The organism is Sphingomonas sediminicola (assembly GCF_014489515.1).
GTDB classification, from domain to species: domain Bacteria; phylum Pseudomonadota; class Alphaproteobacteria; order Sphingomonadales; family Sphingomonadaceae; genus Sphingomicrobium; species Sphingomicrobium sediminicola.
Genome location: NZ_CP060782.1, coordinates 1,612,533 through 1,638,420 on the forward strand (window position 1 = coordinate 1,612,533; position 25,888 = coordinate 1,638,420).

32 protein-coding genes, 1 tRNA gene and 1 pseudogene are annotated in these 25,888 nt (G+C 62.8%); 14 read left to right on the forward strand and 20 right to left on the reverse strand.

What is annotated here, in order from left to right; all coding sequences use genetic code 11:
• Nucleotides 1-150: 150 nt before the first annotated feature.
• On the forward strand, nt 151-354 hold the full coding sequence (locus H9L14_RS08680) for a hypothetical protein (protein WP_187707791.1): 204 nt from the start codon (nt 151-153) through the stop codon (nt 352-354).
• 151 nt (nt 355-505) lie between these two features.
• Here H9L14_RS08680 and phaR read toward each other — a convergent pair whose 3' ends face one another.
• Nucleotides 506-1,045: a polyhydroxyalkanoate synthesis repressor PhaR gene (phaR, locus tag H9L14_RS08685; RefSeq protein ID WP_187707792.1), complete on the reverse strand. Its 540-nt coding sequence runs from the start codon at nt 1,043-1,045 to the stop codon at nt 506-508.
• A 94-nt stretch (nt 1,046-1,139) separates the two neighbouring features.
• Between phaR and H9L14_RS08690 the strand changes: the two genes are divergently transcribed.
• Nucleotides 1,140-2,126 (forward strand): alpha/beta hydrolase, encoded by a 987-nt coding sequence (locus tag H9L14_RS08690; protein WP_187707793.1) that lies wholly within the window; start codon nt 1,140-1,142, stop codon nt 2,124-2,126.
• 20 nt (nt 2,127-2,146) lie between these two features.
• Nucleotides 2,147-2,223: transfer RNA gene (locus tag H9L14_RS08695), tRNA-Arg, on the forward strand.
• Nucleotides 2,224-2,293: 70 nt separating this feature from the next.
• On the opposite strand, the gene H9L14_RS08700 is transcribed toward H9L14_RS08695, so the two are convergent.
• The 3 genes from H9L14_RS08700 to H9L14_RS08710 form a co-directional block, all read right to left on the reverse strand.
• The gene (locus H9L14_RS08700; protein WP_187707794.1) at nt 2,294-2,776 is read right to left on the reverse strand and encodes a hypothetical protein; all 483 of its coding nucleotides are present in this window, start codon (nt 2,774-2,776) and stop codon (nt 2,294-2,296) included.
• A 12-nt stretch (nt 2,777-2,788) separates the two neighbouring features.
• The gene (locus H9L14_RS08705; protein ID WP_187707795.1) at nt 2,789-4,282 is read right to left on the reverse strand and encodes a hypothetical protein; all 1,494 of its coding nucleotides are present in this window, start codon (nt 4,280-4,282) and stop codon (nt 2,789-2,791) included.
• Between the two features lie 106 nt (nt 4,283-4,388).
• Nucleotides 4,389-4,901, reverse strand: a complete 513-nt coding sequence (locus H9L14_RS08710; RefSeq protein WP_187707796.1) for a toll/interleukin-1 receptor domain-containing protein — start codon at nt 4,899-4,901, stop codon at nt 4,389-4,391.
• Nucleotides 4,902-5,104: 203 nt separating this feature from the next.
• Between H9L14_RS08710 and H9L14_RS08715 the strand changes: the two genes are divergently transcribed.
• From H9L14_RS08715 to H9L14_RS08735, 5 genes are all read left to right on the forward strand, one after another.
• Nucleotides 5,105-5,815: a hypothetical protein gene (locus tag H9L14_RS08715; protein ID WP_187707797.1), complete on the forward strand. Its 711-nt coding sequence runs from the start codon at nt 5,105-5,107 to the stop codon at nt 5,813-5,815.
• 35 nt (nt 5,816-5,850) lie between these two features.
• Entirely contained in the window at nt 5,851-6,072 is a 222-nt protein-coding gene (locus tag H9L14_RS08720; RefSeq protein ID WP_187707798.1) for a hypothetical protein, read from the forward strand.
• A 19-nt stretch (nt 6,073-6,091) separates the two neighbouring features.
• On the forward strand, nt 6,092-6,925 hold the full coding sequence (locus H9L14_RS08725; protein ID WP_187707799.1) for a hypothetical protein: 834 nt from the start codon (nt 6,092-6,094) through the stop codon (nt 6,923-6,925).
• A 72-nt stretch (nt 6,926-6,997) separates the two neighbouring features.
• Nucleotides 6,998-7,777: a hypothetical protein gene (locus tag H9L14_RS08730; protein ID WP_187707800.1), complete on the forward strand. Its 780-nt coding sequence runs from the start codon at nt 6,998-7,000 to the stop codon at nt 7,775-7,777.
• The gene (locus H9L14_RS08735) at nt 7,764-8,489 is read left to right on the forward strand and encodes a metallophosphoesterase family protein (RefSeq protein ID WP_187707801.1); all 726 of its coding nucleotides are present in this window, start codon (nt 7,764-7,766) and stop codon (nt 8,487-8,489) included. Before H9L14_RS08730 ends, H9L14_RS08735 begins: the two co-directional genes overlap by 14 nt.
• Here H9L14_RS08735 and H9L14_RS08740 read toward each other — a convergent pair.
• From H9L14_RS08740 to paaI, 11 genes are all read right to left on the reverse strand, one after another.
• Nucleotides 8,486-9,538 (reverse strand): AI-2E family transporter, encoded by a 1,053-nt coding sequence (locus H9L14_RS08740; protein WP_187707802.1) that lies wholly within the window; start codon nt 9,536-9,538, stop codon nt 8,486-8,488. The genes H9L14_RS08735 and H9L14_RS08740 overlap by 4 nt on opposite strands.
• A complete protein-coding gene (locus H9L14_RS08745; protein WP_187707803.1) occupies nt 9,538-10,725 on the reverse strand; it encodes a dihydrolipoamide acetyltransferase family protein in 1,188 nt (395 codons plus the stop codon). Before H9L14_RS08745 ends, H9L14_RS08740 begins: the two co-directional genes overlap by 1 nt.
• 1 nt (nt 10,726) lies before the next feature.
• A complete protein-coding gene (locus H9L14_RS15820; protein WP_246444022.1) occupies nt 10,727-11,680 on the reverse strand; it encodes an alpha-ketoacid dehydrogenase subunit beta in 954 nt (317 codons plus the stop codon).
• Nucleotides 11,575-12,783: a thiamine pyrophosphate-dependent enzyme gene (locus H9L14_RS15825; RefSeq protein WP_246444023.1), complete on the reverse strand. Its 1,209-nt coding sequence runs from the start codon at nt 12,781-12,783 to the stop codon at nt 11,575-11,577. Before H9L14_RS15825 ends, H9L14_RS15820 begins: the two co-directional genes overlap by 106 nt.
• Nucleotides 12,784-12,789: 6 nt before the next feature.
• Nucleotides 12,790-13,989, reverse strand: coding sequence for an amino acid aminotransferase (locus H9L14_RS08755; RefSeq protein ID WP_187707804.1), 1,200 nt, complete (start codon nt 13,987-13,989; stop codon nt 12,790-12,792).
• Nucleotides 13,990-14,007: 18 nt separating this feature from the next.
• Nucleotides 14,008-15,081: a 2Fe-2S iron-sulfur cluster-binding protein gene (locus H9L14_RS08760; RefSeq protein WP_187707805.1), complete on the reverse strand. Its 1,074-nt coding sequence runs from the start codon at nt 15,079-15,081 to the stop codon at nt 14,008-14,010.
• Nucleotides 15,081-15,848, reverse strand: coding sequence for a 1,2-phenylacetyl-CoA epoxidase subunit PaaC (paaC, locus tag H9L14_RS08765; protein WP_187707806.1), 768 nt, complete (start codon nt 15,846-15,848; stop codon nt 15,081-15,083). Before paaC ends, H9L14_RS08760 begins: the two co-directional genes overlap by 1 nt.
• A complete protein-coding gene (paaB, locus tag H9L14_RS08770; protein ID WP_187707807.1) occupies nt 15,848-16,132 on the reverse strand; it encodes a 1,2-phenylacetyl-CoA epoxidase subunit PaaB in 285 nt (94 codons plus the stop codon). The genes paaC and paaB overlap by 1 nt, the downstream gene beginning before the upstream one ends.
• Nucleotides 16,129-17,109, reverse strand: a complete 981-nt coding sequence (paaA, locus tag H9L14_RS08775) for a 1,2-phenylacetyl-CoA epoxidase subunit PaaA (RefSeq protein ID WP_187707808.1) — start codon at nt 17,107-17,109, stop codon at nt 16,129-16,131. Before paaA ends, paaB begins: the two co-directional genes overlap by 4 nt.
• A 49-nt stretch (nt 17,110-17,158) precedes the next feature.
• On the reverse strand, nt 17,159-17,530 hold the full coding sequence (locus H9L14_RS08780; protein ID WP_187707809.1) for a hypothetical protein: 372 nt from the start codon (nt 17,528-17,530) through the stop codon (nt 17,159-17,161).
• Between the two features lie 159 nt (nt 17,531-17,689).
• On the reverse strand, nt 17,690-18,127 hold the full coding sequence (paaI, locus tag H9L14_RS08785) for a hydroxyphenylacetyl-CoA thioesterase PaaI (protein WP_187707810.1): 438 nt from the start codon (nt 18,125-18,127) through the stop codon (nt 17,690-17,692).
• Nucleotides 18,128-18,192: 65 nt separating this feature from the next.
• On the opposite strand from paaI, the gene paaG reads away from it, so the two are divergent.
• Complete coding sequence (gene paaG, locus H9L14_RS08790) at nt 18,193-18,978, forward strand: 2-(1,2-epoxy-1,2-dihydrophenyl)acetyl-CoA isomerase PaaG (protein WP_187707811.1); 786 nt, start codon at nt 18,193-18,195, stop codon at nt 18,976-18,978.
• Nucleotides 18,979-18,985: 7 nt separating this feature from the next.
• On the opposite strand, the gene H9L14_RS08795 is transcribed toward paaG, so the two are convergent.
• Both H9L14_RS08795 and H9L14_RS08800 read right to left on the reverse strand, forming a co-directional pair.
• Nucleotides 18,986-19,558: a L,D-transpeptidase family protein gene (locus H9L14_RS08795; RefSeq protein ID WP_187707812.1), complete on the reverse strand. Its 573-nt coding sequence runs from the start codon at nt 19,556-19,558 to the stop codon at nt 18,986-18,988.
• A 74-nt stretch (nt 19,559-19,632) separates the two neighbouring features.
• Nucleotides 19,633-19,995 carry a VanZ family protein gene (locus tag H9L14_RS08800; protein WP_187707813.1) on the reverse strand — a complete coding sequence of 121 codons (363 nt, stop codon included), beginning with the start codon at nt 19,993-19,995 and terminating at the stop codon, nt 19,633-19,635.
• A gap of 139 nt (nt 19,996-20,134) precedes the next feature.
• On the opposite strand from H9L14_RS08800, the gene paaZ reads away from it, so the two are divergent.
• The 3 genes from paaZ to H9L14_RS08810 are packed head-to-tail and all read left to right on the forward strand — an operon-like array spanning nt 20,135 to nt 22,563.
• A complete protein-coding gene (paaZ, locus tag H9L14_RS08805; protein WP_246444588.1) occupies nt 20,135-21,535 on the forward strand; it encodes a phenylacetic acid degradation bifunctional protein PaaZ in 1,401 nt (466 codons plus the stop codon).
• Nucleotides 21,514-22,074, forward strand: a complete 561-nt coding sequence (locus H9L14_RS15830) for a MaoC/PaaZ C-terminal domain-containing protein (protein ID WP_246444025.1) — start codon at nt 21,514-21,516, stop codon at nt 22,072-22,074. The genes paaZ and H9L14_RS15830 overlap by 22 nt, the downstream gene beginning before the upstream one ends.
• Before the next feature lie 60 nt (nt 22,075-22,134).
• Nucleotides 22,135-22,563 (forward strand): CBS domain-containing protein, encoded by a 429-nt coding sequence (locus H9L14_RS08810; protein WP_187707814.1) that lies wholly within the window; start codon nt 22,135-22,137, stop codon nt 22,561-22,563.
• A gap of 3 nt (nt 22,564-22,566) precedes the next feature.
• Here H9L14_RS08810 and H9L14_RS08815 read toward each other — a convergent pair whose 3' ends face one another.
• Nucleotides 22,567-23,133, reverse strand: coding sequence for a helix-turn-helix domain-containing protein (locus H9L14_RS08815; RefSeq protein WP_187707815.1), 567 nt, complete (start codon nt 23,131-23,133; stop codon nt 22,567-22,569).
• Between the two features lie 142 nt (nt 23,134-23,275).
• Between H9L14_RS08815 and H9L14_RS08820 the strand changes: the two are divergent.
• Together H9L14_RS08820 and H9L14_RS08825 are read left to right on the forward strand one after the other, a co-directional pair.
• Nucleotides 23,276-23,733, forward strand: a pseudogene (locus H9L14_RS08820) (DUF6456 domain-containing protein).
• A gap of 247 nt (nt 23,734-23,980) precedes the next feature.
• On the forward strand, nt 23,981-24,640 hold the full coding sequence (locus H9L14_RS08825; protein WP_187707816.1) for a glutathione S-transferase family protein: 660 nt from the start codon (nt 23,981-23,983) through the stop codon (nt 24,638-24,640).
• Nucleotides 24,641-24,701: 61 nt separating this feature from the next.
• Here the strand turns inward: H9L14_RS08825 and H9L14_RS08830 are convergent, their stop codons facing one another.
• Both H9L14_RS08830 and rplI read right to left on the reverse strand, forming a co-directional pair.
• Entirely contained in the window at nt 24,702-25,067 is a 366-nt protein-coding gene (locus H9L14_RS08830) for a hypothetical protein (protein ID WP_187707817.1), read from the reverse strand.
• A 200-nt stretch (nt 25,068-25,267) separates the two neighbouring features.
• Complete coding sequence (gene rplI / locus H9L14_RS08835; RefSeq protein WP_187707818.1) at nt 25,268-25,885, reverse strand: 50S ribosomal protein L9; 618 nt, start codon at nt 25,883-25,885, stop codon at nt 25,268-25,270.
• Nucleotides 25,886-25,888: the final 3 nt, after the last annotated feature.

Below are 25,888 nucleotides of genomic sequence, written 5' to 3' on the forward strand. Positions count from 1 at the left end.
GAAATCCTACGCGCGGCAATCCTCGACAACATGAGCGATTTCGGTTCCCGCCGGCATGACCAGCGCTGGTGATCCGGGCATCGAGACCGCGAACCGGCCGCGGCTGAATGCGATTGCGTCGAGCAGCGGATCCATCCCCCGACCTGCGCGATGATTCGTCCAGAAGGCTGGTCGAACCGCGATGCAAGATTGCGAGAATCCGAGCTGGTCCAGAACGACAGACTGGATGCAGGCGCCGCGCTGATTCGCGACAATGTCACTAGCCGAGTGAGCTTTCCGCAGGCGATGACCATGCGCGTCGCGCCCGCGCCGTCGACGAACGCGGCTTCGCTCCCGCCAGTGACGGCACGATAGGTCCAGGCGCCGGGACTGACCGGCCAGTAGCTGAAATCCATTTGCGCGGGCTGCGTCGTAACCTGAGCCTCGGCTAGCTGATTCAATTGGGGGCCAAACGCCAGCGCGCCGGCCATCGCGACGAACGCGATCCTCCTCACTTTCACTCCTGTCACTTGCCGAGGCGGTCGATCTTGTCTCGGAGCGCGGAAAGCTCCGCGCGCAGCTGCTCGAGCTCGGACTCGCCCGACGGCTTCTTGTCTTCTGTCGGCTTCGTCTTGGACGCTGCCGAGGCGGTGAACGCGCGGCTGGTGCTTTCGAACATTTCCATGTTGCGCTTGGCGAGATCAGCGAAGACCTTGCCGCCGAACGCATCGCGCATCGCGCTTTGGTTGCGCTGGAAGGCGTCCATCGCCGCTTCGAGATATTGCGGAACCATGCCCTGCATCGAATTCCCGTAGAGCCCGATGAGCTGCTTCAGGAAATTCACCGGAAGCATGGTCGACCCGCGCGCTTCCTCGTCGACGATGATTTGCGTCAACACCTGACGAGTGATGTCCTCGCCTGTCTTTGCATCGACAACTTCGAACTCGCGGCCTTCGCGCACCATTTCGGCGAGACGGTCCAATGTGATGTAGGACGAGCTTTCCGTGTCGTAGAGACGACGGTTAGCATATTTCTTGATAGTCACCTTGTCCGAAGACTTGGCCATGAACCGCTCCCGAGAACCGATGGACCACCTACTACCGGACCAGTGTGCACCGCAACATGAACACGCTCCGCGTCCGCTTCCGCTATTTCTCGAAATGGTACGGATGGTCGGCGAGCGCGATCCCGAGACCGCGCGCGCAGCGCTCGACGGGCTGGCGAAATACGAGAATGCGCCGAGGCCACGAACGCGTGTCCCGCTTCCGGTTGTAGCGAAGGTCGGTCCCGCGGTGCTCCGCGATCATGGCGGCGAAGGTCCGTGCGCAATCCTTGTCCCGTCGCTGATCAATCCGCCGGACGTGCTCGATCTCGATAAAGAGGTTTCGCTTGCCGCTGCGGTCTCGAACATGGGCCGCCGAGGTCTTCTTCTCGATTGGGGTGCTGCCCGGGATCGCGCGGATCTCGACGTTGCGGGGCATGTCGAAGAGCTGCTGGTGCCATTGATGTCGGAGCTGAACGAACCGCCGGCACTGATCGGCTACTGCCTCGGCGGGACGATGACGATTGCGGCAGCCAATCTCGCTCCGGTCGAGCGGGTTGCAACGATCGCCGCGCCGTGGCGTTTTTCGGACTATCCCGAAGACTCACGCAAGTCGCTGCTGGACTTGTGGATGCACGCGCGGCGGGCGGCTGCGGCTCTCAAGGTTCTTCCGATGGAAGTGCTGCAGGCGGCGTTCTGGTCGCTCGATCCGTCGCGGACCGTCTCCAAGTTCGCGCATCTTTCATCGCTCGATCCGACAGGCCCGCAGGCGCTACGCTTCATCGTGCTCGAGGACTGGGCGAACGAGGGCGAGCCCCTGCCCCTCCCCGCCGCGCGCGAGTTGATCGAGGATTTCTTCGGCGCGGACCTGCCCGGGACCGGAGGATGGAAAATTGGCGGCAAGACCATGACCGACGCCGTCCCTGTTCCGATGCTCCACTGCACCGCCGCGCACGACCGGATTACTCCGGCCCGGAGCGCACCTCATGGTGCGGTGCGCGAAATCGCCTCCGGTCACGTCGGAATGGTGGTCGGCTCGGCGCGCGGGAAGCTTCACGATGCGTTGTCGCGTTTCCTGGACCCGGCTTGCCGCTCCCAACCCTAAACGCTAACGACCGCCGGAACGCACCCGTAGCTCAGCTGGATAGAGCGCTGCCCTCCGAAGGCAGAGGCCACAGGTTCGAATCCTGTCGGGTGCGCCATTCTTCGAAATTTTCGTACTTGCAGGCGAAGCCCGCCGCCGAGCCCGGCGGGCTTGCCATCGGCATCGACCTATCTGTTCACGATCGTGGGATCGAGCGGGCAGGTTGGAATGCCATCGGCAGAGATCATGTTCGGCTCGACAGTCAGGCAATAGGTGTAGTCCTGGCCGTCCGAATTGGCATCATCGAGAAAAAGGGCTGTGCTCGACTGGAGAGATGGAACGAACTCCCCGGCGGTCGGAGCGCCGCCATTCTGCTTCTGCAGGCTGATCGCCTGGCTAACGTCGTTCGGGAACTGAGCGGTGTAACTGTTGCCCGAATTGTCGGTAATGGTCCCGGACAACATGAACGTGATGTCCGTCTGGTTGCTGTACTGATTTCCAGGGTCGCTCATCTGGGTCAGGTCGATATTGCCATCGGAACTGACGACATTGGTGCTGGCCGGAATGCTCGCACCTTGCGAGTAACTCTTCTGGCTCACCGTCAAGACATTGCCGTTCAACTGGCCGGTGATGTCTACATTCACTGTAAGCGACATATCTGGCTTGGGCATAGGTCATCCCCTCTAGCTGTTGAGTAGCGCCCCCACGTCGTACCGAACACGGCTTGCCGTCGCGGGCGCGACTTGAGGCAGGCCAGCAATTCCCTGGTTGCGATTGAGATAAGAAGCGACGGCGAGCAGCCGAGGATCATTGAGGTGATCGGTGGGCAGCCGACTGGCGGCCCGAGCGAAGCTTTCCCGTGCTTTTGAATTTTCCCCGGCTGAGCGCCAGTGGACGCCCTCGAGCACGTCAACCATTACCCAGGCGAAGCGCTCTTCCTCGCTCGCCTTCCCGGCTGGGTCCCAGGAAAAATTCCGATCGAATTGCGCAATCTGCTGGCGGACCGCAGGCTGGTCCTTCGCACCGCTACTTATTGCGATCTGCATCCACCGGGCGGGGAGGAGACAATCGGTCCGCCAATTGGTGACGGTGCTGTCCAGTCGGACGAGCTTGGTGGCATTGTCGAGTGCCCAGCGGTTCGCTTGCCGCGCTTCCGCCCATTCGCGGGCAATAATGAGCGCCTCAGTTCGAATGTTCGCGGCCTTGATCGCAATCTCTTGCCACAGGCGATTTGATGCGTCCTGCGTCTGAAGCTTGCGGATTGTCTCGAAGCTTTGCCCTGCAGTTGCCGCCGCTTGCCGTGAAGACCCTGTCTCGAGCTGCAACTGAGCCAGCCGATATTGAGCGACAGCGAGCCCCTCTTTCGCCTTGCTGTCATTCCCGTCGGCGATGAGCATCTCGCGGTAAACCTGAATCTCCCGGCGCCGTTCTTCGAGTGCTCCCGAGAGGTCCAGCAGCTCGCGCCGTGCATCGGCTTTCCAGGCGATGGCCTGCGCACGAAAATAAGTCGGTTCGCGCTTGTCGGCCGATCGCTCTGCAATCTTGGCCCAGACCCGTTCTGTCAGGTCAAACTCGCGCAGCGCCTGCGATGCGCGATCGTCATCGAGCTCGACAATGCCCAGATTCTGGCTCGCGTAACCGATCTCCGCTGCCCAGGAGTCGTTGCCAGGGTCAAGCTTAACCAGCTTCTGGGCCTGCGTTAGATATTCCGTGAATGCTTGGCGTCCCGTCTTCAGGTCACCCCGCTGCCAAGCGATGTAGCCGACCCAGAAGACGCTTTGCGCGTGGTCGAAGATGCGCTGCCCGTTGTTCGGGTCGCGTGCTAGCAATTCCCGGGTTGTTCCAGCCGCCTGCCGGAAAGCCGCCAGCGCACCTTCGCTGTCGCCACGCAGATTGCGAATCTCGGCCACGAGCTGAAGCGCCCTGGCTCGCCTTCCCAACGCGTCGGGATCGAGCTTCGTCGGATCCTGTCGCGAATAATAGGCGAGCGCGCGACGGCCGACGGTGTCCATCACGTCCAGGCGACCGACTGGCTCCAGCTTCTTCCGCAGGTCCGTGAGCATGAACTCGACGAGACCGTCCGCCTGCGTTCGCTGCAGTTGCGCCTCGTTGCGCTGCTGTCGTGCTTCGTCGCGGGCCACGACCGCCGTAATCGCAAGACCGCTGGTCACGGTCATTCCCCGAGCGACGCCGCGACGGCGTAGCGAAGCCGCCTCTGCCGCCGCTGCGCCTCACGGCGGACTAGTTCGTCAAGGCCGACACCGATCAGTCCGGCAACGACCTTCAGCTTGCCGACCCTCTTGCCGTCTCCTTCCGGCCGCAGGTCGGCAGCGATGGGCTCGGCAGGGACATCAGTGATCGTACCGTCGGGAGCGACCACAAAGCGCATCGCCGGGGGAAGCATTCCTGCTCCTCCTGGCCGGGGATGCGGCTGGCCCAGGGCTCGCCTCCCGCAATGACCGCGAAGACACGCGCGTCGCCGTTGAGCTGCTTGAAATTCCTGATCTCTTCATTGACCCAGGGCGACGCCGCCGACGCGGGCGAGCAGACGACGATCAGGGCCGAAGCGCTGCCGAGCGCGTTCTTTATGGCTGCGTTGAGGCTTCCGGCGGCCGAAAGCTCCTCGCGATCCTTGAAGATGGGATGCAGACGGGCGGGCACGGGACCGAGTGGCGTGGCCGTACCGATCATGCGTTTGGGGACGCGATAGGTCTCCAGCTCACGGTGCAGCCATTCGGCGATCTGTCGATCCCGATGGCTGTAGCTCAGGAACGCAATGTACCGGAACTCCGCCATCGCGAATCGCCCCCGGGTCGTACAAGCGCGTAAACGCAAAATTAATAACATACAGAAGGAAGGCGGACCAACCTGCGCCTCTGGGATTGCCCGCCTGCGCGGCACAAAACCCTTCCGTCGTTGGTCGAGGAACAGCTGCTAGGCCCTTGACTCGAAGGATTAATCCGGTCCCCATGACAACATTCCGGAAATAGGGGAATTCGGTGAAACGGGGCTCGACCATGCAGCAGGGCTTTCGCGTCCAAGTCGTCGCGATGACCCTAGCGTTGCTCGCATCCGGTTGCGCCACGACGACGAACCCGTCCGCGCCGGTCAACGAGACGGTACTGGACGCAAATTCACAATATCTAGTCCAGGCCGAGGCCCGCGGCCGGTCGCTCAAGCTGAAGGTCGATCCAGGAGCGCCATACTTCGTCCTTCTCAACGACAAGGTCGCGAAGGAGCTGCGGCTGGTCGGCACCAAGGCTGCGACGCTCGCCGTTGGACCTATGCGCCTCAAAGGTAGCACCCGGTCAGAAAAGCTCACCATCGGCGGCGTTACAGCGTCGAAGCCAGTCATGTGGGTGAAGGGGCAGGCAATCGGGGACGCGGACGGGGTCATCAATCCCGCCAACCTTCCGGGCGATCGCGTAACCCTGCGCCTGCAGGCACCTCAGCCGGGCGAGCAGATCATCGAACTACCGATGCGCTTCGACCGACAGCGCGGCCTCTATCACGAGTTCGATTATGGCGGGCAGTTGATCCTTACCCGCTTCACCCTCGAGGATAGGCTGACGACGGCGACCGGCGCGGCCGCCTCGGTGATTGCAAAAAGGCGTACCGGCCTTTGGGAGGGCGGCCCATTCGTGCACCAGGTGCGCTTCGGGTCTCGCGGCCCGTCCGCCGGATGGTCCTCGGTCAGACATTGTCGATAAAGGGCTTTCCGCTCAACGAATTCGCCGTGCGCATCATGGACGACCGCGGGAGCTATCTGCTTCCCGAAAAGGAAGTCCCGACGGCGGCAGCAGAAGACGAGGAAGGCGTTGTCGTCACCGGCAAGAATCGGCGCAGTTACGGCGCGGCGCACTTCTGGCTGATGATCGGCGGCAAGGACCTCTCCCGTTGCAGCACCATCAGCTACGACAGGCGTTCCAAGCGCATGGTCATGAGCTGCTCCATCACGACCTCATAGTTCGAAGAAAGGGACGCATATGAAGAGTACCATCATGCTTGCCGCCGCGGCTACGGCGGTCTTTGCGTTTCCCGTCAACGCGAGCGCCCCTCAGCCCACTGTCGCTTCGGTCGAGCAGTTCGCAAAGTGCGCCACCGCCAATTACGAAGGCGCAGAGCTGCTTGCGACCCAGCCCGGCTCTGCCGAAGAGCAGGAGGTGCTGTCGGAGTACAACCGGCTCGGCTGTCACGCGCCTGCGATCGGCGCCGGCATTCTGCGAGGCGCAGTCGCGGAGCAACTGTTCAGGTCGGACTTCGGGAGCATCGGCGCCCGGGCGCGGCGTGACAACATCGAGGTTTTCACCGTCGACATGAGCGAACTCGAAGCATTGAGCGACGAGGCCAAGAAGCGCATCGACTATGTTGCATTCGGAACCTGTGTTGCGGCGTCCGACCCGCAGGCTTCGTCCAGTGTGCTGAGCACGGCAGTAGAAAGCGCAGAAGAACGCGCCAGGCTGACGGCGCTTGTCCCGCAATTCGCTTCATGCCTGAACGAAGGAGAGCGCTTCACCTTCTCCCGCGCCGACCTCAGGAGCGCACTCGCGGAAGGTGCCTATCGGCTCGCACTTGCCCAAACCCTTTCCCAGGAAGTCGTCGTCACCGGCACTCGTGATCCGTCGAAAACCGTCCAGTGCAAGCTTCAGGATGTCGCGGGAACACGCATCCGCAGGAACATCTGCCGTACTGAAGCACAGTGGAAGGATCAGGACCGGGCCAAGGAATATAGTGCGGAAGAGATCAAGCGCCGGGCCCATGAATTCGAAGAAATCCAAACGACGATCGAGACAAGGACCCGGTTTCCCAGCGGAACGTGATCGAGCACCGGCTGAACTCTTGATCATAAGCTAAATTGGAACCCCGCCCGCAGCGCTCCCGTTGGGCGGGCAATGATCCATCTGCCACTTACCCCGCCCGAGGACTTCGAGCCCCCGAACTCATCCGAGGATTTCTATGCCGAAGTCATCAGGCTGATGGCGGAATCGGAAATCCCGTTCCTCCTGTCCGGCACTTACGCCTTGGCCTGCTACACCGGCATCAAGCGCCCGACGAAGGATGTCGACGTTTTCGCCAAGGCCGGTGACGCACTACGGATGCTCTCGTTCTTCAAAGACAAGGGCTTCGACGTGGAAATCGTCGACGACCGCTGGCTCGCCCGAGTGACCCGGGGCGAACAGTTCGTCGACATCATCACCAACATGCCAACCTCGGCCACGCATGTGACGGACGAGTGGTTCCAGGACGCTCCGGAAGCGCGCCTGTTCGATACAAAGGTGCACCTAGTTCCGCCAACCCAATTCGTCTGGTCGAAGATTTATGTGCAGGACCGCTACCGCTACGACGGCGCAGACGTCGCGCACATGATTCTCAAGCGCTCAGAGGACATCGACTGGACGCAGCTCATTTCAAGCATGGAGTTGCACTGGGAGGTGCTGCTCGTCGCTGTCCTCAATTTCCGCTTCATCTATCCCAGCGAGCGTCATCTGATCCCGCGCTGGGTGATGGACGAGCTCCTTGAACGGCTGCACGCCCAGCTGGCGATGCCTTCGGCGGGAAAGAAGGTCTGCCGCGGCCGGATCTTCAGCCCGCGCGACTACCAGATCGACATCGGTGAATGGGGCTTCTCCGAAGCGGTTGGCAACCTCGAAGAAGATTATGCCAAGCACTGAAACCATTACGATTGCCGCCATCGGCGACCTCCACGTCGCCGAGAACAGCACCGCCCCGTATCGCGAGATGTTCGCGGAGATCTCTCGCGTCGCGGATGTGCTCGTTCTCTGCGGCGACCTCACAAATTTCGGGAAGACGAGCGAGGCCGAAATCCTGGCGGAGGATATCCAAACCTCGGCGATCCCAGTCATTGGCGTGCTCGGCAACCACGATTACGAATGCGGGCAGCCCGAAGTCGTCGCCGAGATTCTTCATGAGGCGGGAATGACCGTGCTCGACGAGCAGGCAATCGAGATCAAGGGCGTCGGTTTTGCCGGCGTCAAAGGCTTCATGGGCGGATACGGGCGCGGCGAGCTCGCCCCGTTCGGTGAGCCCATCGCTAAAGCGTTCGTCGACGAGGCGATGAACGAGGCTCGCAAGCTCGAGAATGGGTTGCGCTCATTGCGCACCGAACGCAGCGTTGCGGTGCTTCATTACTCCCCGATCATCGACACGCTCGAAGGCGAACCGATCGAGATTTTTCAGTACCTGGGGTCGGCGCGTCTGGCGGATGCGATCGACCGCTTCGACCATGTGAAGGCTGTCGTTCACGGCCATGCACATCACGGAAAATATGAAGGCCAGACGGTGCGCGGGGTTCCCGTCTACAACGTCGCGCAATTCGTGGTCCGCGAGCAATTCAAGCGCCCCTACGCGCTGCTCGAAATCTAGTCCTTGCCCTTGCCCGGGATGCTGGTGGGCGTGTGCAGCGTTTCGATGACGTAGAGCCGCTTCACGAGGACGTAGCAAACGACGGTGAGAGGGGCCGCAAGGATTACTCCCAACGTCCCGAACAGAGCGCCGAAAGCGATGAGCGAGAAGAGTAGAACGACACCGGGAAGGTCGACCGCATATTGCTGGACCAGTGGGGTCAGCACGTAGCCCTCGAACTGCTGAACCGCGAAATAGAGGAGTAGCACCCAGAGCGCGATCTCAGGGCTCACCGCAAGCGCGAGCAGGATTGCCGGCACGGCCGAAAGGATCGGCCCAGCGAACGGAATGAACTCCAGAATCCCCGCCAGCAGGCCAAGCGTCAGCGCCGACGGCATAGCAAGTGCCCAAAGCCCAAGGCCCGTGAGCAATCCGACGACGATCATCGCAATGAGCTGGCCGCGAAGCCAAAGGCGCATGGCCTGCTCGGATTCCATGATCGATTCCAGCGCGAGCGCGCGCTTCGTCGGCGGGATAAGCTTGACGGCGCCCGTGAGATAGAAACGCGGCTGGGTAGCCAGGAAGATGCCCGCCACGATGACCACGAGGACGTCGGCGATGCCGCTGCCGATCGACAGGATGGTCTTGCCGAAAGCGGAGAAGCTGCTTCCTCCTGGAGCACGGATGCTCTGCGCGAGGGTCTTGATCTGCTCGCCCAAGCCAAGGTCGCCCATTCGCGCTTCGAATGCCCGCCACGCCGCGGGGATCGCCTCGCGCAGAGTCTGAACCTGCGCCGCCACGTGCGAACCGAAGAGCGCGACCAGCCCGATCGCGACCCCGAGAATGATCGTGATCGACAGTGCGACGGCTATGCCGGGCTTGCAGCCGATCAGCTTTTCCAGCCGGTCGCCGAGGGCACGAAACACCGTCGCCACGACGACCGCGCCGAAGAACATGAGGAGGAGCGTCCTGAGTTGCCACGCAATCAGGAAGAGCGCGGTCAGACCGAGGACGATCAAGACCCGATGGACGAACTGGCGGTCGCTCTTTTCGTCCACCTTGCGCGCCATCAGGCTGCCGGCCAGCTTTCGAGGATCTGCACGAAGCGGCTGAGCCAGGCGTTCGTCTGGTGACCGTCGACTACGCGATGGTCGATGGTCAGCGTGACGTAAGCCATCGGACGAACGAGGATGGCGTCCTGCCCGCCCACTTCCCGAACGATCACGCGTTTCTCGAGCTTGCCGACGCCGAGGATTGCTGCCTGCCCCTGATGCAGGATGATCGGCGCCGCGAGTAGCGAGCCGGACACGCCGTGGTTGGAGATGGTGAAGCTGCCGCCGGACACGTCCGAGCGGTCGAGCTTCCCTTCCCGGGCTCGTCGGGTGAGGTCTTCGAGCTCTGCGCCTACCTGCTCCAGCGAAAGTGAACCCGCGTCTTTCACGACGGGGACGACGAGCCCCTTCTCGCCGAGCGCAGTGCCGACGCCGATGTCGATCGTTGGCGAGATGGCGATGCGGTCCTTTTCCCAGCGCCCGTTGATCGCAGGCGCGACCGCCATGGCCTCGGCCGCCGCCCTCACGATGTAGGCGGTGTAACTGAGCTTCGTGCCTCTCGCGGCCATCGCGGTCTTGTGCGCGGCGATCGCCGAGAAGTCCGCTTCGAAGACCGCAGTGACATGCGGCGCTTCGCTGACCGCGCGGACCATGTTCTCCGCGATCGTCATCCGCATGCGATCGTGCGGAATGTCCTGGGCCAAGAAATTGCGCGGCTGGGCGGTGGCCCGCTCGCCGACACTAACGACGGTTGCCGACGCAACGAGGCGATCGACGTCCTCGCGGGTGATGCGTCCGTTGCGTCCCGTACCGCTGACCCGCGACGGGTCGATCCCGTGCTGCAGGCAAGCGCGCCGGACCGACGGCGATAGCCTCGTCTCGATCTCGCTGACGGGCTGTTGCAGCGGAGCTGCTTGCGAACGGACCGAAGGTTGATCCGCCTTCGCCGGGGTGGCCTGTTCGGAAGGAGCATCCTTCGTGCTGATTCGACCAAGCAGCGCTCCCGGAACCGCTTCGGCATCCGTGTTCAGGACGATCTCAGTCAGGACCCCGGCTGCCGGCGACGGCACTTCCTGAGTGACCTTGTCGGTCTCTAGCTCGACCAAAGGATCGTTCTCGGCGACCGCATCGCCAATCTGCTTGAGCCAGGCGCGGACGACCGCCTTTGTGCCTTCCTGCTCGTCGGGAACGCGGATCTCGATCAATTCAGAACCCTACCAGCCGGTCAATCTCGGAACGAATGCGCTCGACCGTCGGAAGCGCCCATTCCATCAGCTTGGGATGGTGGGGGCTCGGGATGTCCGGCATGGTTACCCGAGCAACCGGCGCGTCGAGGTCGAGGAAGGCTTCGTCGGCGACGACCGCGGCAATCTCCGCGCCGAAGCCGCCGGTCCGAAGATCCTCATGCACGATCAGGCAGCGCCTCGTGCGGCGAATGCTCTCAAGCACCATCTCGCGGTCCCAAGGCATGAGCGTGCGCAAATCGATGACGTCGGCGGAGTTGCCATCAGCGGCAGCTTCGCAGCGCGGTACCATCGCACCCCAGGTGACGATCGTAATCCGATCTCCCTCGCGGGTCTTCTTCGCCCGCCCGAACGGCAGGACGTAATCGTCGCCCGGCCACGGCCGCCGCGCCCAGCTGTCGTCGAGCATCGCGCGATGTTCGAAGAAGAGCACCGGATCATTGCCGCGAAGCGAGCCGCGCAACAGTCCGACCGCGTCCTCGGCATTCGAAGGAACAGCGACCTTCCAGCCCGGATTGTGGACGAACTGAACTTCGTTCGTCTGGCTGTGCCACGGGTCGCCGCACTTGAAGAAGCCACCCGGCACTCGAAGCACCATCGGCGCCGCGTAACGGTTGTGGGTCCGCCAGCGCATCGTCCCGCAGTCGTTGATCTGCTCAGTCGCGGGCTCGGCATATTTTCGAAACTGGATTTCTGGCACGGGCATCAGGCCGGCCAGCGCCATTCCGACGGCCCGGCCAACGATGCCTTCCTCGTTAAGCGACGTGTCGAAGACCCGATCGCGGCCGAACTTCTCCTGAAGTCCAAGTGTCACGGCGTGGACGCCGCCCTTCGGTCCAACGTCTTCGCCAAACACGCAAACGCGCGGATTGGTGCTGAGCTCCTGGTCCAGCACCCGGCGGATCGCCGTGACCATGTTGATGCGCTGACCTTCAGGCTTCGGCTCGTCCGTCGACGGCGGGGCCTTGTAGCCGGCGTTCCAAAGCCCGCCGACCTGCTGCATCTCGCCATCGAAAAAGACATGGTCGGTGACGACTTCCGGCTTGGAGATCCCGCGGCTCTCCGCATCTGCACGAGCAGCGCCGACTTCCCAGGCGACCTCGCTTTCGATCCGCTCCCAGTCGTCGTCGCCGATCTGGAATGAAGAACAATGCGCCTTGAGCCTGGGCAGCGGATCGCGTGCCCACTCGGCCTCGATTTCCGCTTCGGACTTGTAGCTTTGTGTGTCCTGGAAGCTGTGCCCTCGAGACGCGGTACCGTCAGCCGTAACATTACCGGTGCCCGCTTGGTCCGAACGTGCCTGACCGCTTCCCTCACCAGCCGCTCCGCCTCGATCGGGTCGGTGCCGTCGCCGTTGAAAATTGTCAGACCCGAGAAGCTCGCGAGGTTCGCCGCAATATCCTTGCCAGGTGTTTGATATTCCGACGGAACGGAGATTCCATAGCCGTTGTCCTCGACGTAAATTAGCAGCGGCAATTGTTGCGTCGTCGCAATGGTTAACGCAGACCAAAATCCACCGGTAGCGCAGCTCGCGTCTCCGCCGAGCACCAAAGCAATGGCATCGTCGGGCCCTTCGTTCAGGACCTTGGTCTTGTAGTCGATGGCCTGCGCCCAACCGGTCGCGGGCGTGTACTGGGCCCCTACCCCGCCGCTCATCGGCAGGGCATGAGCGCCACCGAGGTTCGGGTAATTGAAGACCACGCCGATATCGCGGCCATCGGAATAACCGCCGGCCAGGCCCATCCCGGAGCCGAGCGCATCGGCAAGCGGAACTCCCAGCGCCAACAGCAAAGGCCGCGAGCGGTAGTAACCGCACGCCGCATCGCCATCCTTAAGCTGGAGACCGAGCAGCACCTGCGCCATGTCGTGGCCGCGTGCCGAAAACTGGTAGAGGACCTTCTTGGCGGGGACGAGCTCCTGCTCTTCCAGACGGTCCATTTCCCGGCTGGTCAAAACCAGCCTCGCGACCTCGCGCCAATTCACGTCAGCGGAAACCTTGCCCGGGTCGCGGTCAGCCATGGCGAGTTACGCGTCCAGCGCCTCGACCACGGCGGCGGTAAATCGATCGATCTGATCGTCACCGAGGCCGACGACGTTGAAGCGGCCGCTATCGGCCATGTAGATCGCATGCTTCTCCCTCAGCGCGAGCACCTTCTCCCTGCTTAGTGGGAGCATGGAGAACATTCCGAACTGATTGCCGATGTACGCGAGACGCGGATCGACGGACGCAATGCGCTTCCGGACCGCATTGATCCGGTCGCGCATCGCGGCGAGCTCGCCCGGCCAACGGTCGCGGAGCTCCGGCGTGTCGAGCACTAGCCGGACAGCGGCCGCGCCGTGGTCGGGCGGCATCGACCACATCTCGCGAGCCCGCTGGAAGACGTGTCCCATCGCCCGCGCAGTCGTTTCTTCCGAGCCCGTTTTCAGGAACAGGGAACCGACGCGGTCGCGATAGACGCTAAAATTCTTGTCGCAGCTCTGCGCGACGATCACCTCGCTGCACGAGCGAAGCATCAGCCGGACGCCTGCGGCATCCTCTTCGAGCCCGCGCCCGAAGCCCTGGTAGGCGATGTCCACCAACGGAAGCAGCTTCCGCTCGGCGCAGACGCTCGCGACTGCGGCCCACTCGTCCGGGCTCAAGTCCGCTCCAGTCGGATTGTGGCAGCAGCCGTGGAGCAGGACGACGTCCCCGGCCCGGGCGTTCTCGAGCGCCCCCATCATGCTGTCGAACAGAACGGCGGAATTCTCGCGGTCGTAATAGGGATATTCGACGATCTGGAGACCGACGGCGCGAATGATCGGTGGATGGTTCGGCCAGGTCGGAGTGCCGACGTGAACGCGCGCCTGCGGATTGACCGTCGCGATCAGCTCGAAGCCGAGCCGGAGCGCGCCGCAGCCGCCCGGGGTCTGCACGCCTGCAATCTTGTTATCGTCGGCATGGTCGCCGAGGAGAATCGGACGGATCAGCTCGGCAAAACGCTTGTCGCCTGCGCTCCCGAGATAGGACTTGGTCTCCTGGGTCTCGAGCAGGATGCGCTCGGCATCCTTGATCACCGGGAGGATGGGTGTGCGACCGACACCGTCGCGAAAGACGCCGACGCCGACGTCGATCTTCTCCTGCCGGGGATCGGCATTGCAGAGCGCAATCAGTTGGAGAAGCGAATCGCTCTCGACCGGTGGAAGATCAGCCAGTCCCCTGGCGCGCGCGTCGGTTTCGCTCAGCATGAAGCGCGTCTAGCGCGCCTAAGCGTCGTAATCCACTGCGACCCCATCGCCGACCGGAACCGACTGGCAGGTCAGCACGTAACCGGCCGCGACTTCCTCGTCGGTAAGGCCATAGCGGGCCGCCATCTCGACCTTGCCGCTGGTGACTTTCGCCCGGCAGGTCGCGCAGACGCCCGCCTTGCAAGCGAAGGGCGCAGGCAGACCGGAAGCGCGCGCGCTGTCGAGGATGTTCGCTTCGGTGAAGGCGACGCGGCGGGTGCGTCCGTCGAGCGTCACAGACATGGTCGCGCCGGCAGCCTTGGTCTGCAGCTGCGCCATCTCCGCCGCGAGCGCAGCCGAAGGCCGGTCGGCGGTGAAGCGTTCAATGTGGATGCGCTCGTTGTCGACGTTGCGCTCGAGCAAAGTGCCTTCCGCCGCATCCATCATCGGACCAGGACCGCAGATGAACCAGGCATCGACGCTTGCCGGATCGCCGATCAGAGCAGTGATCGCTTCGTCGCAGCGCGTCCGGTCAAGCATTCCGTTGAAAAGGTCGATGTCACCCTCTTCCTCTGCGAGGAAATGGTGGAGCGACAACCGACCCAGGTAGCGATCCTTCAGATCGGCCAGCTTTTCGAGGAAGATGATCGAGCTGCTGTCGCGATTGCCGTAGAGCAAGGTGAACTGGCTGTCCGGTTCTTCCTTCAGCGTGGTTCGCAAAAGCGACAGGACCGGCGTGATGCCCGAGCCGCCAGCAATCCCAACAATGTGGCGTTTGGCGGCAGGCGCGAATTCGGTCGTGAAGCTGCCATGCGGAGGCATGACTTCGACCGTGTCGCCGGCCTTAAGGCTATCGCCGACCCAGTTCGAAAAAACGCCGCCGGCGATGCGCTTAACCGTGACCATCCAGTCCTGCTCTGCCGGCGCAGTGCACAGTGAGTAGTTCCGGCGAACTTCTTCACCGCCGATGGTCGCTTTCAACGTCAGATGCTGTCCGGCTTTGAAGGCGAAAGCGTCGCCAAGCTCCGTTGGGATTTCGAAGCGGATCGAATTGGCTTCGGCGGTCTCGGGAATAATCTCCGCGACCTTCAGCGGGTAGAAGTGCGCGCTCATTACCAGGTCGCGTCGGGGTATGTGCGCGGCAGGAACTGCATGACCGCGAGGACGTGACCGAGATGCTCGCTGTGATGCCCGCGCCGGCCACCTAGGATCGGGCGCTGGTCGGCGGGACCCTCAAGCTTCGCTTCCGCGAGAACGGCCGCGATCGCCGAACGATATTCGTCTTCGAACTCGCGCGGGTCGGGAGCAATGCGGCGATCGATCAGCGCTTGCAGCGTCTCGTCGACCTCGAACAGCTCCGGCACAAAGCGCCAGTTCCAGTCGAGCCCCTCGGTCATCCGCTGGGCGCTCTCTTCGGTGCCGTCACCGAGGCGGATCACCCACTCGGATGACAGCTCGCGATGGTAGGCAACTTCCTTCACCGCCTTCGATGCGAACTCAACGAGGAAGCGATCGCTTGACCGTGCCAGCCGCTGGAAGAGCATATGCTGCCAGGTCGAGAACAGCAGGTGACGCGCCATCGTCCGGGCGAAGTCGCCGTTCGGCTGCTCGACCAGCAAGCAATTGCGGAAATCGAGAACGTCCCGGTGGAACGCCAGTTTGTCGCCGTCGCCAGCGCCCGCCTCTTCCAGCAAATGCGTCGCCTGCCCGATCAGGTCGAGCGACAGGTTCGCGAGGCTGAGATCGACCTCCAGTACCGGCGCGTGTCCGCACCATTCGCCCAGGCGCTGGCCGAGGATCAGCGAGTCATCGCCAAGACGAAGCAGATAATCGTGACGAGCGTCGACCGGTGGGGCGTCGACTGGCGAAGCGGTCGCCATCAGATGTGCTTCACCTCGTCCGGGATGTCGTAGAAGGTCGGGTGCCGGTAGATCTTGTCGGCTGCCGGTTCGAACAATTCGCCCGCCTGCTCGGGGTCCGACGCGACGATCGCCGCCGAAGGCACCACCCAGATGCTCACGCCTTCCTGGCGCCGCGTATACGTGTCTCGCGCGTGGCGGAGCGCGAGCTCCGCGTCAGGAGCATGAACGCTGCCAAAGTGGCGATGCGAAAGACCGCCCTTGGTGCGGACGAAAACTTCCCAGAGCGGCCAGTCATGGCTCATGCCGCCTTCCTTGCCCGACGCTTCTCTTCATGCGCCGCGGCAGCATCCCGGACCCAGGCGCCGTCCTCCCAAGCCTTGCGGCGAGCCTCCATTCGTTCCTTCGCAACCGGGCCCTCACCGCGGACGACCGAGTAGAATTCCTCCCAGTCGATCTCGCCGAAGTCGTAGCCGCCCTTGCTCTCGTTCCACTCGAGCGCCTGGTCGGGGACCTTGAGGCCGAGGAAATCCGCCTGAGGGACAGTGATGTCGACGAACTTCTGGCGAAGCTCGTCATTGGTCTCGCGCTTGATCCGCCAGCGCATCGACTGCGCGGTGTTCGGGCTGTCGGCGTCGGGCGGGCCAAACATCATCAGCGACGGCCACCACCAGCGGTTGAGAGCGTCCTGCGCCATTCGCTTCTGCTCGGGCGTGCCGTTTGCCATGGTGATCATGATCTCGTAGCCCTGGCGCTGGTGGAAGCTTTCTTCCTTGCAAACGCGGACCATAGCACGGGCATAGGGTCCGTAGCTCGTCCGCTGCAGCGGCACCTGGTTCATGATTGCCGCACCATCGACGAGCCAGCCGATCGCGCCGATGTCCGCCCAGGTCAGCGTCGGATAATTGAAGATCGTCGAGTACTTAGCCTTGCCGCAGTGCAGAGCCTCGATCATCTCCTCGCGGCTCGTTCCGAGTGTCTCCGCCGCGCAATAAAGGTAGAGGCCGTGGCCGGCCTCATCCTGCACCTTGGCGAGCAGGATCGCCTTGCGACGCAGCGACGGCGCACGCGTGATCCAGTTCCCTTCCGGAAGCATGCCGACGATTTCGCTGTGCGCATGCTGCGAGATCTGCCGCGTCAGGGTGCGGCGATAGGCCTCTGGCATCCAGTCCTTCGGCTCGATGAACTCGTCAGCCGCAACGCGCGCCTCGAACGCTTCGAGGAGCTTGGGGTCCTCGAGGTTCTGGATCTTCGCCGTCTTCGAAAGCTCGGTCGTGTACATGGGCAGCGATGTAGCGCTTGTCGGTCAGCGCTTCAAACGCCGCGAAACGTTACGGAGCGACCTTCCACCCGTCATTCGGTCCGACCCACTTCATTGTGTAGTCCAGGATCGGCAGGCGCTGACCCGAAATGCTGGCTTCGACGGTCTGAAGTCCGTCCTCATCGGGAACGACGGATGTGCAAATCGCCCTACCCGCAATCGGCGCAAACTTCTCCTTGATGTTTGCGCGATATCGAGCCCTTTCCGCAGACGTGGCGGGCTTGCCATTGATGAAGATCGCGAACTTGTCGATTTCAGCCAAGCGTACAGTTTCGCAAAGCTTATTGCCCTGAACCGTTGCGATCGCGCGCTCGAGTAGGATCACCGGGCCGTCCGCATCAATCAGTATCTCATTCTCGAAACGATAGCTGCCAGACGACACCTGCGTGACTCGCGAGATCGAATCACAAGTCTTTGTCGAGTCAATTGGCGACTGACACTGGAGCAGGCCCTTTTTGGCGGGTGCCATTTGCTCTGCGACTGACGTAGCCAGGAATGCAAATGCGATACTAAGCATGCACTCAATTAAAGTTGCGTCAGATTAAGATTCGGTATCGGCTTCCATGATCGGTCCGCCGATGGTTCTCGAATAACCGGTAAATTCGGCGATCGGCCGTCCGTCGGCGGTGCGGACGTGAACGCGGGTCACGCCTCCCCGGCCGACGCGGCTCATCTCCTCGCCTTCGGCAATAAGCGTTTCACCTTCCTTCGCCGCATCCAGGAAGACGATCGAGGCCTGCGCCGCGACGGTCCGCTCATTGTTGCCGTTGCAGACATAGGCGAAAGCCGTGTCGGCAAGGCTGAACACCATGCCGCCATGCGCGATGCGATGGCCGTTGAGCATGTCTTCGCGAAGCACCATTCGCAGCCTCACATATCCAGCGCGCGCTTCCTCGATGACGATCCCCCAGGACGGCCCAGTTCCTTCGGAGGCGAGCATCTCCTGCGCGACGCGATTGGCCAGTTCGTCTGCGTCCACTGTCCCTCCTCTTGACCCGGCCCTCGGCTTGCTTCTTCTCCTGCCGTCAAATCGGGGAGAGCGCCATGGCCGAATTCGAGAGCATCATCGTCGACCATCACGGTTCGATCGCGCGGATCACGCTCAACCGGCCCGACCGCCTCAACAGCTTCACCGCTGCGATGCACGAGGAACTGAAGAATGCGATCGACGAGATTGGAGACGCCAAGGTCGTCGTCCTGACTGGCGCCGGCCGCGGCTTTTGTGCTGGCCAGGATTTGAACGATCGCGCCGTTTCCAGCGGAGGGCATCCGGTCGATCTCGGGATGACCGTCGAGACGTCCTGGAACCCCCTGATCCGGAAGCTCACGAACCTGCGGCAGCCGGTCATTGCCCGGGTCAATGGTGTTGCGGCGGGAGCGGGAGCCAATGTGGCGCTCGCCTGCGACATGGTGGTCGCTGCGCGGTCGGCGAAATTCATCCAGAGTTTCTCGGCGATCGGCCTCATCCCGGACAGCGGAGGCACCTGGGTTCTTCCGCGCCTCGTCGGTCAGGCCCGCGCGATGGGACTAGCGCTCACCGGCGAGCCGCTTTCGGCAGAAAAGGCCGAGGAATGGGGCCTGATCTGGAAATGCGTCGACGATGAAGCGCTTGATTCAGAGGTCGACGCAATCGCGCAGAAGCTCGCCTCGCTACCGCCGTTGGGGCTGACGGCGATCAAGAAGATGATCCGCGAAAGCTGGTCTCACACGCTCGACCAGGAATTGAACCATCAGCGCGATGCAATGCGCCGGCTTGGGTTCAGCGAAGACTATCGCGAAGGCGTTTCCGCCTTCCTTGAAAAGAGGCAGCCGAATTTCGTCGGAAGGTGATCGGAAGCTAGCCCTCGATCACAACCTCGGTGCCAAGCTTGGTCAGGCCGAACAGCTTCTCGGCGAACACCATCGGCATTCGGACACAGCCATGGCTGGCAGGATAGCCCGGGTTCACGCCGCCATGCAGCGCAATGCCATATTCGTCGATGCGCTGCATGAAGGGCATGGAAGCGTTGTTGTACTTCTTCGACCGGTACTGCTTCCGCTTCTCGAGCACCTTCCAATAGCCCAGCGGGGTGACCATTCCGGTCCGGGCGCTGGAAACGGATGCTGCGCCGACGAGCACGTCGCCCTTGTAGGCGTAGGCGGTCTGCGTGAGCAGATCGATGATGATCTTGGGGTCGCCTTCCGCCGGCAAGGTCTCGGCCCAGACGAACTGCCCGGGAGCAAGACCCGCACGGCTGAAGGTCGCGATCATGGCCTTGTGCGCCTTCTCGGCATTTCCGACCGTCCACTTGTACGGCATGGCTTGGCCGACCGGCTGCGCAACCTTCGGCGCAGGCGCGATTGGGGCGGTTTCGCAGCCTGCCAGGGCGATCGCGCTAACAATCGCTAAACCCTTGAGTAGTTTATGCATTCTTAACCCCAAGATGACCCGATAGCGAACGATTGCCGCAAGTTTAAGCGACGCACAAGCGTGGATCATAGGGATTAAGAATTGCCTCGCGTCTTCGCCCTCAGCCAATGCAGGAAGATTAGCACCAAAGCGGCCGCCGCAGTGTCGGCAACCCAGTCGATCGGGTCGCTGTCTCGGTGGAGCGCCGGGATGTACTGGACCAGTTCGATGAACGCTCCGAATAGCGAAAGCCCGGTCCCCAGGTAGACTGGGCTGGTTCGGGGATAAGCGAACGTCGCGAGGCCGCCCAGGACGACAAACGCCGCGATGTGCTGGATCTTGTCGGAAGGCGCGCCGGGCAATTGGGGCGGCTGCGGAATCACCGCCATCGTGAACGCAAGCACGACGGCGGCCCAAAAGGCGAAACGAAGAATCGCGAGGCGGCGCTCTGAGGTCATGTCCCTCTATTGCTTCGCGGCACGGCTGCTCGCAATGACGCGGCGCAAGAGGTGACCCGATGAAGACCGCGCAACTGCTGAACTATGCTTTCGACCGCTGGACTCCGGGGAGGGCAATCTCGCCGAGCTCACCTGCGCGATCGACGGCGCACCCGTTGCGACGGCCGGCTCGGGCGGGCTCGATTTCGGGGCGATGCTCAAGCACGCACGCGAGGTTGGCGGGCCGGCGCTTCGCAAGCTGACCTTTCACGAGCGGGCGCGGATGCTGAAGGCGCTCGGCCAAGCGATCATGGCGCGGAAGGAAGAGCTGTACGAGCTCAACTATCTGACCGGCGCGACCCGCAAGGACGGATGGATCGACATCGAAGGCGGCGCGGGCACGCTCTTCTCCTTCTCGTCCAAGGGCCGGCGCGAGTTGCCGGACGCTCACGTGCTGATGGACGGCGCGTTGGAACCCTTGTCGAAGGAAGGAACCTTCGTCGGCCAGCACATCTACACGCCGCTCCAGGGAGCGGCGCTGCACATCAACGCCTTCAATTTCCCGGTCTGGGGAATGCTGGAGAAGCTGGCCCCGACCCTGCTCGCCGGAATGCCGGCGATCGTGAAGCCGGCTTCGGCGACCTCCTATCTCACCGAAGCGGCATTCCGGATAATGATTGAGTCCGGTGTGCTTCCAACCGGAGCGGTGCAGCTGATCGTTGGCGGAGTCGGTGACCTGTTCGACCATCTCGGCGGCCAGGACGTGGTGAGCTTCACCGGCTCAGCCTCCACGGCGCTCAAGTTGCGCACGCATCCGGTGGTCATGCGCGAGTCCGTTCGGTTCATCGCCGAGCAGGACAGCCTCAATGCCTCGGTCCTCGGACCCGACGCCGCGCCTGGGACGCCGGAATTCGACTTGTTCGTTCGGGAGGTCGCGACGGAGATGACGGTAAAGGCGGGCCAGAAGTGCACCGCTATCCGTCGCGCAATGGCTCCGGCCGATTACCTCGATGCCGTTCAGGAAGCGCTGGCGGAGCGTCTCGCAGGCACGAAGGTCGGCGATCCCCGTGCCGACGACACGGGCATGGGCGCGCTCGTAAGCCTCTCCCAGCGCGACGACGTTCGGCAGAAAATCGCTGAACTAGAAGCGGCCGGCGCAAAAATCGTATCGGGCGATCCTTCGGCCGATTCGCCCATCGCCGGCGGCGCCTTTCTTTCACCGGTCCTCCTTCGCGCAGACGATCCCTGGAAGTCCTCCGCAGTGCACGATGTCGAGCCGTTCGGCCCCGTCTCCACGATCATGCCGTACAAGAACATGGACGACGCCATCGCCCTGGCGAACCGCGGGATGGGCAGTCTTGCCCTCTCGCTGTTCACCCATTCGGCTGATGCTGCGCGCGACTTCATCGGCGGCGCGGCTGCCTATCACGGCCGGATGCTCGTCATCGACCGCACCAATTCGAAGGAATCGACGGGTCACGGCTCACCCCTTCCCGTCCTCGTCCACGGGGGCCCGGCCGCGCGGGCGGCGGCGAAGAAATGGGCGGCATCCGCGGCGTGAAGCACTACATGCAGCGCACCGCGATCCAGTCATCGCCGACGATGATCGCCGCGATCACCAGCCAGTACATTCCCGGAGCGCCCAAGCGCATCATCGACCTACATCCCTTCCGTCTCCGGATGTCGGAATTGAACGTCGGCGACACGTGGAAGACCGACAGCCGCACCGTGAGCATCGAAGACATCGAGCATTTCGCGGAATTCACGGGCGACAAGTTCTACGCCCACATGGACGAGGAAGCGGCCAAGGCTTCCCCGATCTTCGAGGGTCGCGTTGCGCACGGCTATCTCATCCTGAGCTTCGCTGCAGGCCTGTTCGTCGACCCCGATCCGGGTCCCGTGCTCGCTAACACCGGCCTTGAGAACCTGCGCTTCCTGACACCGCTCTACCCCGGGGATTCCATGCGAGTGGAGCTCAGCGTCCGCTCCAAGTCGCTGAAGAGCGAGGAAACGGGCGTGGTTCGCTGGGCGGTAGAGATCTTCAACCAGAAGGACGAACTCGTCGCGACCTATGACCTCCTGACCGAGAACGTTCCTTAAGGCGCAGGAACGCCGCGGCTCTGAGTTCGTTACTCGGGCTCAACGGAATAGGAGGCGGCAATGAAGGTTTCGGAAGTCATGACCAAGGACATCGAAACGGTGCGGCCGGACCAGCAGGCCCGGGATGCGGCGCGCTTCATGCTGCAGGCGGATGCCGGATCGATCCCGGTGACGGACGGAGATCGGCTGGTCGGCATGATCACCGACCGCGACATCGCGGTGCGCGGGGTTGCGCTGGGATATGGCCCGGAGACGCTCGTCAGTGAGCTGATGACCAGCGGCGTGGTCTCTGCGCATGCCGACGAGCCGGTCGAGGAAGCCGCGCGGAAGATGGGTGAGGCGCAGGTCCGCCGTCTACCGGTCATCGACGATCAGGAAAGGCTGGTAGGTATCGTGAGCCTTGGCGATCTGGCTCGGGAAACCGACGAAGACACAGCGGGACAGGCGCTCGAGGGGGTGAGCGCGCCCGGAAGCCAGCACCAGCAGTAGGCGCTACAGGCCTCTGACGAGCTTGGTCGCGACCGCGATCCAAGGTGGGTTCGCCACAATCTGCTGACGTCCGCCTGCTCCGGGTGGAAGTAGTTGCAGCCGTTCGTCGTCGCGGTCGATCAGTCGCCCGAAAAGGAAGCGGCCGGCTGGCCGCGGCACCAGCACATCCCGATTGAGCGCTGCGGCGAAGCCGTCCGCTTCGACCGTATCGCACCAGATCTCGTCTCCGGCGCGGTAATCGCCATTGCTCGCGAACACGGTGATCGCGACCTGCCCCGGCTTGGGGCGAGGGGCCACCACAACGCCTGTCCGCTTCGGGGCTGACGCTCCCGCTGTACCGAGCACCGCGACGACAGGTAGCTCCGCCTTTTCGCCACCGCCTTCGACCAGGTCGGCGGCGTCCACACCCAATGCGTCGGCAATGCGATTCAGCCAGACAATCGAAACGGTCCGAGTGCCCGTTTCGAGGCGCCCGATCGTCTGCGGGGTGGTAGGTGGACTGCACGCCTTCGCAACATCGTCGAGCGTCATTCCGCGAGCGCGTCGAACATCCCGAATGCGCGTAATCATACCGTGCTCCCAACCGATCGAACGAACCAGTATGGTTTTCTCTCTGTCCTACAGTTTCTCCATTGTGGCAAGCCCAAGGGCAATAGACAGCGGAGGCGGAATGTAGAAGTGCACAAATGGTCGGTTGCTGGTCGAACGGCCGATCGACGACGAGGAAGCGCCGGAAGCAAAGTCTCGCCGGGGCTGGCCGGCCCTTTCCGTGACCGTCAATCTGGCAGAATCCCCTCTCGGTTGGCTTCATTCGCGCGGTTTGGTCACGCGAAGGCAATTCGACGCAGGCGAGCGGCTGCGCGGTGACTGAAAGCGAGCCCAGCTTTCGGCTCGCGTAACGATGGCCTGGGACGCAGCGCCAATTTCCGGCCGGCGAGGAGGATCGGGCGGTGATGTTGATCTCAAGGGTTCGCAGATCGATGCGAAGCGCCGCTTTCACCCGGCGATCGATGCCGCCGGGCCCGGTTTTCCGATATCTTGTGGCGCGTGGTCTGCTCAGGCGAAGGGATGCGCGAGGCAGAAACGGCGCTTGGCTGGCCAGCGCGAGCGGGCAAGCTGGTGCTCACGCTCGCGCTGGATCGCGTCGCGGATTGCTACCGGATCAGCTAGCGGTGGCCGCCGGCACCTTTCTGGCCGCTCTTCCGCGCGTGCGAACCCATTTCGTTCGTTCGCCCGGTGATCGAAGCCTTTTTATGCTCCAACTGCCGTTCCCGGACAGTCGGGTCATGCATGTTGTTCCGGGCTTTGTCCTTGCCGCTGTGGCTGCGCATTGCATTTCTCCCATGCTATGTGCGCGACCAACGAATCCGCGGAGGGGAATGTCCGCGGTTCAACCTGCAGCGGGAGGCAGTTCGTCATGATTCTCTTCGGATCTACTTTGTCGCCCTTCGTTCGGAAGTGCGTCGCCTTCGCGAACGAAAAAGATATAGAGCTCGAGGTCAGGCCGACGCGGATCGCCGATGCCGATCCGGACTTCTGCGCGGCGAGCCCGTTCCGGAAGATGCCCGCCCTGAAGGACGGAGATTATTGCCTCGCCGACTCCAGCGCGATTTGCCACTATCTCGATGCGAAATTCCCGGAAACGCAACTCATCCCGTCCGAGCCAAGAGCTCGCGGCACGACAGTCTGGTTCGACGAGTTTGCGGATACCGTCCTATTTGGTTGCGGGCAGAAAGTGTTCTTCAACCGGGTGGTCGCGCCGCGCTTCCTCAACCGGCCGGGCGACGAAGCAGCGGCTGAGACCGCACTTCGCGATGAGCTCCCGCCGATCCTCGACTATCTCGAAAGCGTCGTGCCGGATGATGGCGGTTATCTGGTTGGCAATTCGCTGACGCTCGCGGACATTTCCGTCGCGAGCCCGTTTGTGAATTTCATCCACCTGGGCGTGGAGTTCGACTCCGCCAAGCATCCGCGCACCAAGCGCTACGTTGAGCGCATCCTTGCTCGCCCAAGCTTCAGCCCGCTGATCGAGCGCGAAGCGGCGTTCCTCGAACGCACGGCAGTACCCGCCGAATAAGAAAGGCGCCGTGGCCGTGGCCGTGGGCAACGGGCGCGGCGCCTTCCCGGAAGTTTAAGCGTCAGCTGTTGTCGCTCGACCCTTCGATGTCGCTGTCGCTATCCTGCGAGCGCTCGGTTCCGCGCTCGATGTCGCCTTGTTCGGGCGCGCCCTGCCCCTGTTCGGCAAAGCCGCTTTCGGGGTTTCCGTCCTTTTGCAGATATTCTCCCGAGTCCTGGCCCTGACTGCCGACAAATCCGCCTGAGCTTTGACCTGGCTGCTGGCTCGACTGCTGGCCTTCCGGTTGGAGATCCTGCTCCTGCCGATCGGCTTTATCGAGCTCCTGTTCCGCGCTTTTGCCCTCAGATTGCTGACGGGACTCATTTTCCTGCTGCTGGCTGATCGGGGGCTGTTGGCCACTACCTTCGTTCTGATCACGCTCCGCCATACTGTCCTCCATTCGCGGCCCCGATTGCTCTCAAGATTCAGAACATGAGCGGAGGCGCTGCCGTTCCCGCTGTGGGAGCCGGATTGCGACGAACTGACGCGCCGGACTTCTTTTCGCGACGAATAGAAAGAGTAGGCAAAGAAAAAGGCCGCCGGATCGCTCCAGCGGCCTCAATCTTCAGTCGAGCCTGAAGTGCGAGCTTATTGCTCGTCTTCAGTTGCCTCAGCCGGCGCGGATGCTTCCGCTTCGGTTTCAGCCGGAGCAGCGGCTTCCACGGCTGCCTCGGGAGCGAGCTCCTCGGCGGCCGGCGCGGCTTCTTCCTCGAACATCTGGGCAAGGACGTCGACGCCCTGCGCCTGCAGGTCTGCCTCTTCCGGCGAGCGCGCGACGTTGACCTTGACGGTCACCGCGACTTCCGGGTGCAGTGCGACCTTCACGTCGTGGACGCCGATGTTCTTGATCGGGCGATCGAGAACGACCTGGCTCTTGGTGACCTTGGCGCCTTCGGCTTCCAGCGCCTCGACGATGTCGCGGGCCGAAACCGAACCATAGAGCTGGCCGGTGTTCGACGCCTGGCGGATGAGCTTGACGGTCTTGCCGTCGACGCCCTTCGCGGCCTTCTCGGCATCCGTGCGACGTTCGGCGTTATCGGCCTCGATCTTCGCGCGATTGGCTTCGAAAACCTTGCGGTTCGACTCGTTGGCGCGGAGCGCCTTCTTGTTCGGCAGCAGGTAGTTGCGGGCGAAACCGTTCTTGACGTTCACGACATCGCCGATGCCGCCAAGCTTTTCGACACGCTCGAGCAGGATGACTTCCATGTC

Excerpts from the sequence above, each read along its gene's own strand:
- H9L14_RS08725 (WP_187707799.1), top strand. The coding sequence starts at position 6,092 with ATGAAGAGTACCATCATGCTTGCCGCCGCGGCTACGGCGGTCTTTGCG.
- H9L14_RS15830 (WP_246444025.1), top strand. The coding sequence starts at position 21,514 with ATGGGCGGCATCCGCGGCGTGAAGCACTACATGCAGCGCACCGCGATC.
- rplI (WP_187707818.1), bottom strand. The coding sequence starts at position 25,885 with ATGGAAGTCATCCTGCTCGAGCGTGTCGAAAAGCTTGGCGGCATCGGC.
- H9L14_RS08720 (WP_187707798.1), top strand. The coding sequence starts at position 5,851 with ATGGACGACCGCGGGAGCTATCTGCTTCCCGAAAAGGAAGTCCCGACG.
- H9L14_RS08705 (WP_187707795.1), bottom strand. The coding sequence starts at position 4,282 with ATGACCGTGACCAGCGGTCTTGCGATTACGGCGGTCGTGGCCCGCGAC.
- H9L14_RS08730 (WP_187707800.1), top strand. The coding sequence starts at position 6,998 with ATGATCCATCTGCCACTTACCCCGCCCGAGGACTTCGAGCCCCCGAAC.
- phaR (WP_187707792.1), bottom strand. The coding sequence starts at position 1,045 with ATGGCCAAGTCTTCGGACAAGGTGACTATCAAGAAATATGCTAACCGT.
- H9L14_RS08830 (WP_187707817.1), bottom strand. The coding sequence starts at position 25,067 with ATGGCGGAGCGTGATCAGAACGAAGGTAGTGGCCAACAGCCCCCGATC.
- paaB (WP_187707807.1), bottom strand. The coding sequence starts at position 16,132 with ATGAGCCATGACTGGCCGCTCTGGGAAGTTTTCGTCCGCACCAAGGGC.
- H9L14_RS08815 (WP_187707815.1), bottom strand. The coding sequence starts at position 23,133 with ATGATTACGCGCATTCGGGATGTTCGACGCGCTCGCGGAATGACGCTC.
- H9L14_RS15820 (WP_246444022.1), bottom strand. The coding sequence starts at position 11,680 with ATGGTCACGGCGATCCGCCGGGTGCTGGACCAGGAGCTCAGCACCAAT.
- H9L14_RS08755 (WP_187707804.1), bottom strand. The coding sequence starts at position 13,989 with ATGCTGAGCGAAACCGACGCGCGCGCCAGGGGACTGGCTGATCTTCCA.
- H9L14_RS15825 (WP_246444023.1), bottom strand. The coding sequence starts at position 12,783 with ATGGCTGACCGCGACCCGGGCAAGGTTTCCGCTGACGTGAATTGGCGC.
- H9L14_RS08810 (WP_187707814.1), top strand. The coding sequence starts at position 22,135 with ATGAAGGTTTCGGAAGTCATGACCAAGGACATCGAAACGGTGCGGCCG.
- H9L14_RS08680 (WP_187707791.1), top strand. The coding sequence starts at position 151 with ATGATTCGTCCAGAAGGCTGGTCGAACCGCGATGCAAGATTGCGAGAA.
- H9L14_RS08795 (WP_187707812.1), bottom strand. The coding sequence starts at position 19,558 with ATGCATAAACTACTCAAGGGTTTAGCGATTGTTAGCGCGATCGCCCTG.
- paaC (WP_187707806.1), bottom strand. The coding sequence starts at position 15,848 with ATGGCGACCGCTTCGCCAGTCGACGCCCCACCGGTCGACGCTCGTCAC.
- paaA (WP_187707808.1), bottom strand. The coding sequence starts at position 17,109 with ATGTACACGACCGAGCTTTCGAAGACGGCGAAGATCCAGAACCTCGAG.
- H9L14_RS08700 (WP_187707794.1), bottom strand. The coding sequence starts at position 2,776 with ATGCCCAAGCCAGATATGTCGCTTACAGTGAATGTAGACATCACCGGC.
- H9L14_RS08800 (WP_187707813.1), bottom strand. The coding sequence starts at position 19,995 with ATGACCTCAGAGCGCCGCCTCGCGATTCTTCGTTTCGCCTTTTGGGCC.
- H9L14_RS08825 (WP_187707816.1), top strand. The coding sequence starts at position 23,981 with ATGATTCTCTTCGGATCTACTTTGTCGCCCTTCGTTCGGAAGTGCGTC.
- H9L14_RS08735 (WP_187707801.1), top strand. The coding sequence starts at position 7,764 with ATGCCAAGCACTGAAACCATTACGATTGCCGCCATCGGCGACCTCCAC.
- H9L14_RS08710 (WP_187707796.1), bottom strand. The coding sequence starts at position 4,901 with ATGGCGGAGTTCCGGTACATTGCGTTCCTGAGCTACAGCCATCGGGAT.
- H9L14_RS08740 (WP_187707802.1), bottom strand. The coding sequence starts at position 9,538 with ATGGCGCGCAAGGTGGACGAAAAGAGCGACCGCCAGTTCGTCCATCGG.
- paaG (WP_187707811.1), top strand. The coding sequence starts at position 18,193 with ATGGCCGAATTCGAGAGCATCATCGTCGACCATCACGGTTCGATCGCG.
- H9L14_RS08760 (WP_187707805.1), bottom strand. The coding sequence starts at position 15,081 with ATGAGCGCGCACTTCTACCCGCTGAAGGTCGCGGAGATTATTCCCGAG.
- H9L14_RS08690 (WP_187707793.1), top strand. The coding sequence starts at position 1,140 with ATGGTACGGATGGTCGGCGAGCGCGATCCCGAGACCGCGCGCGCAGCG.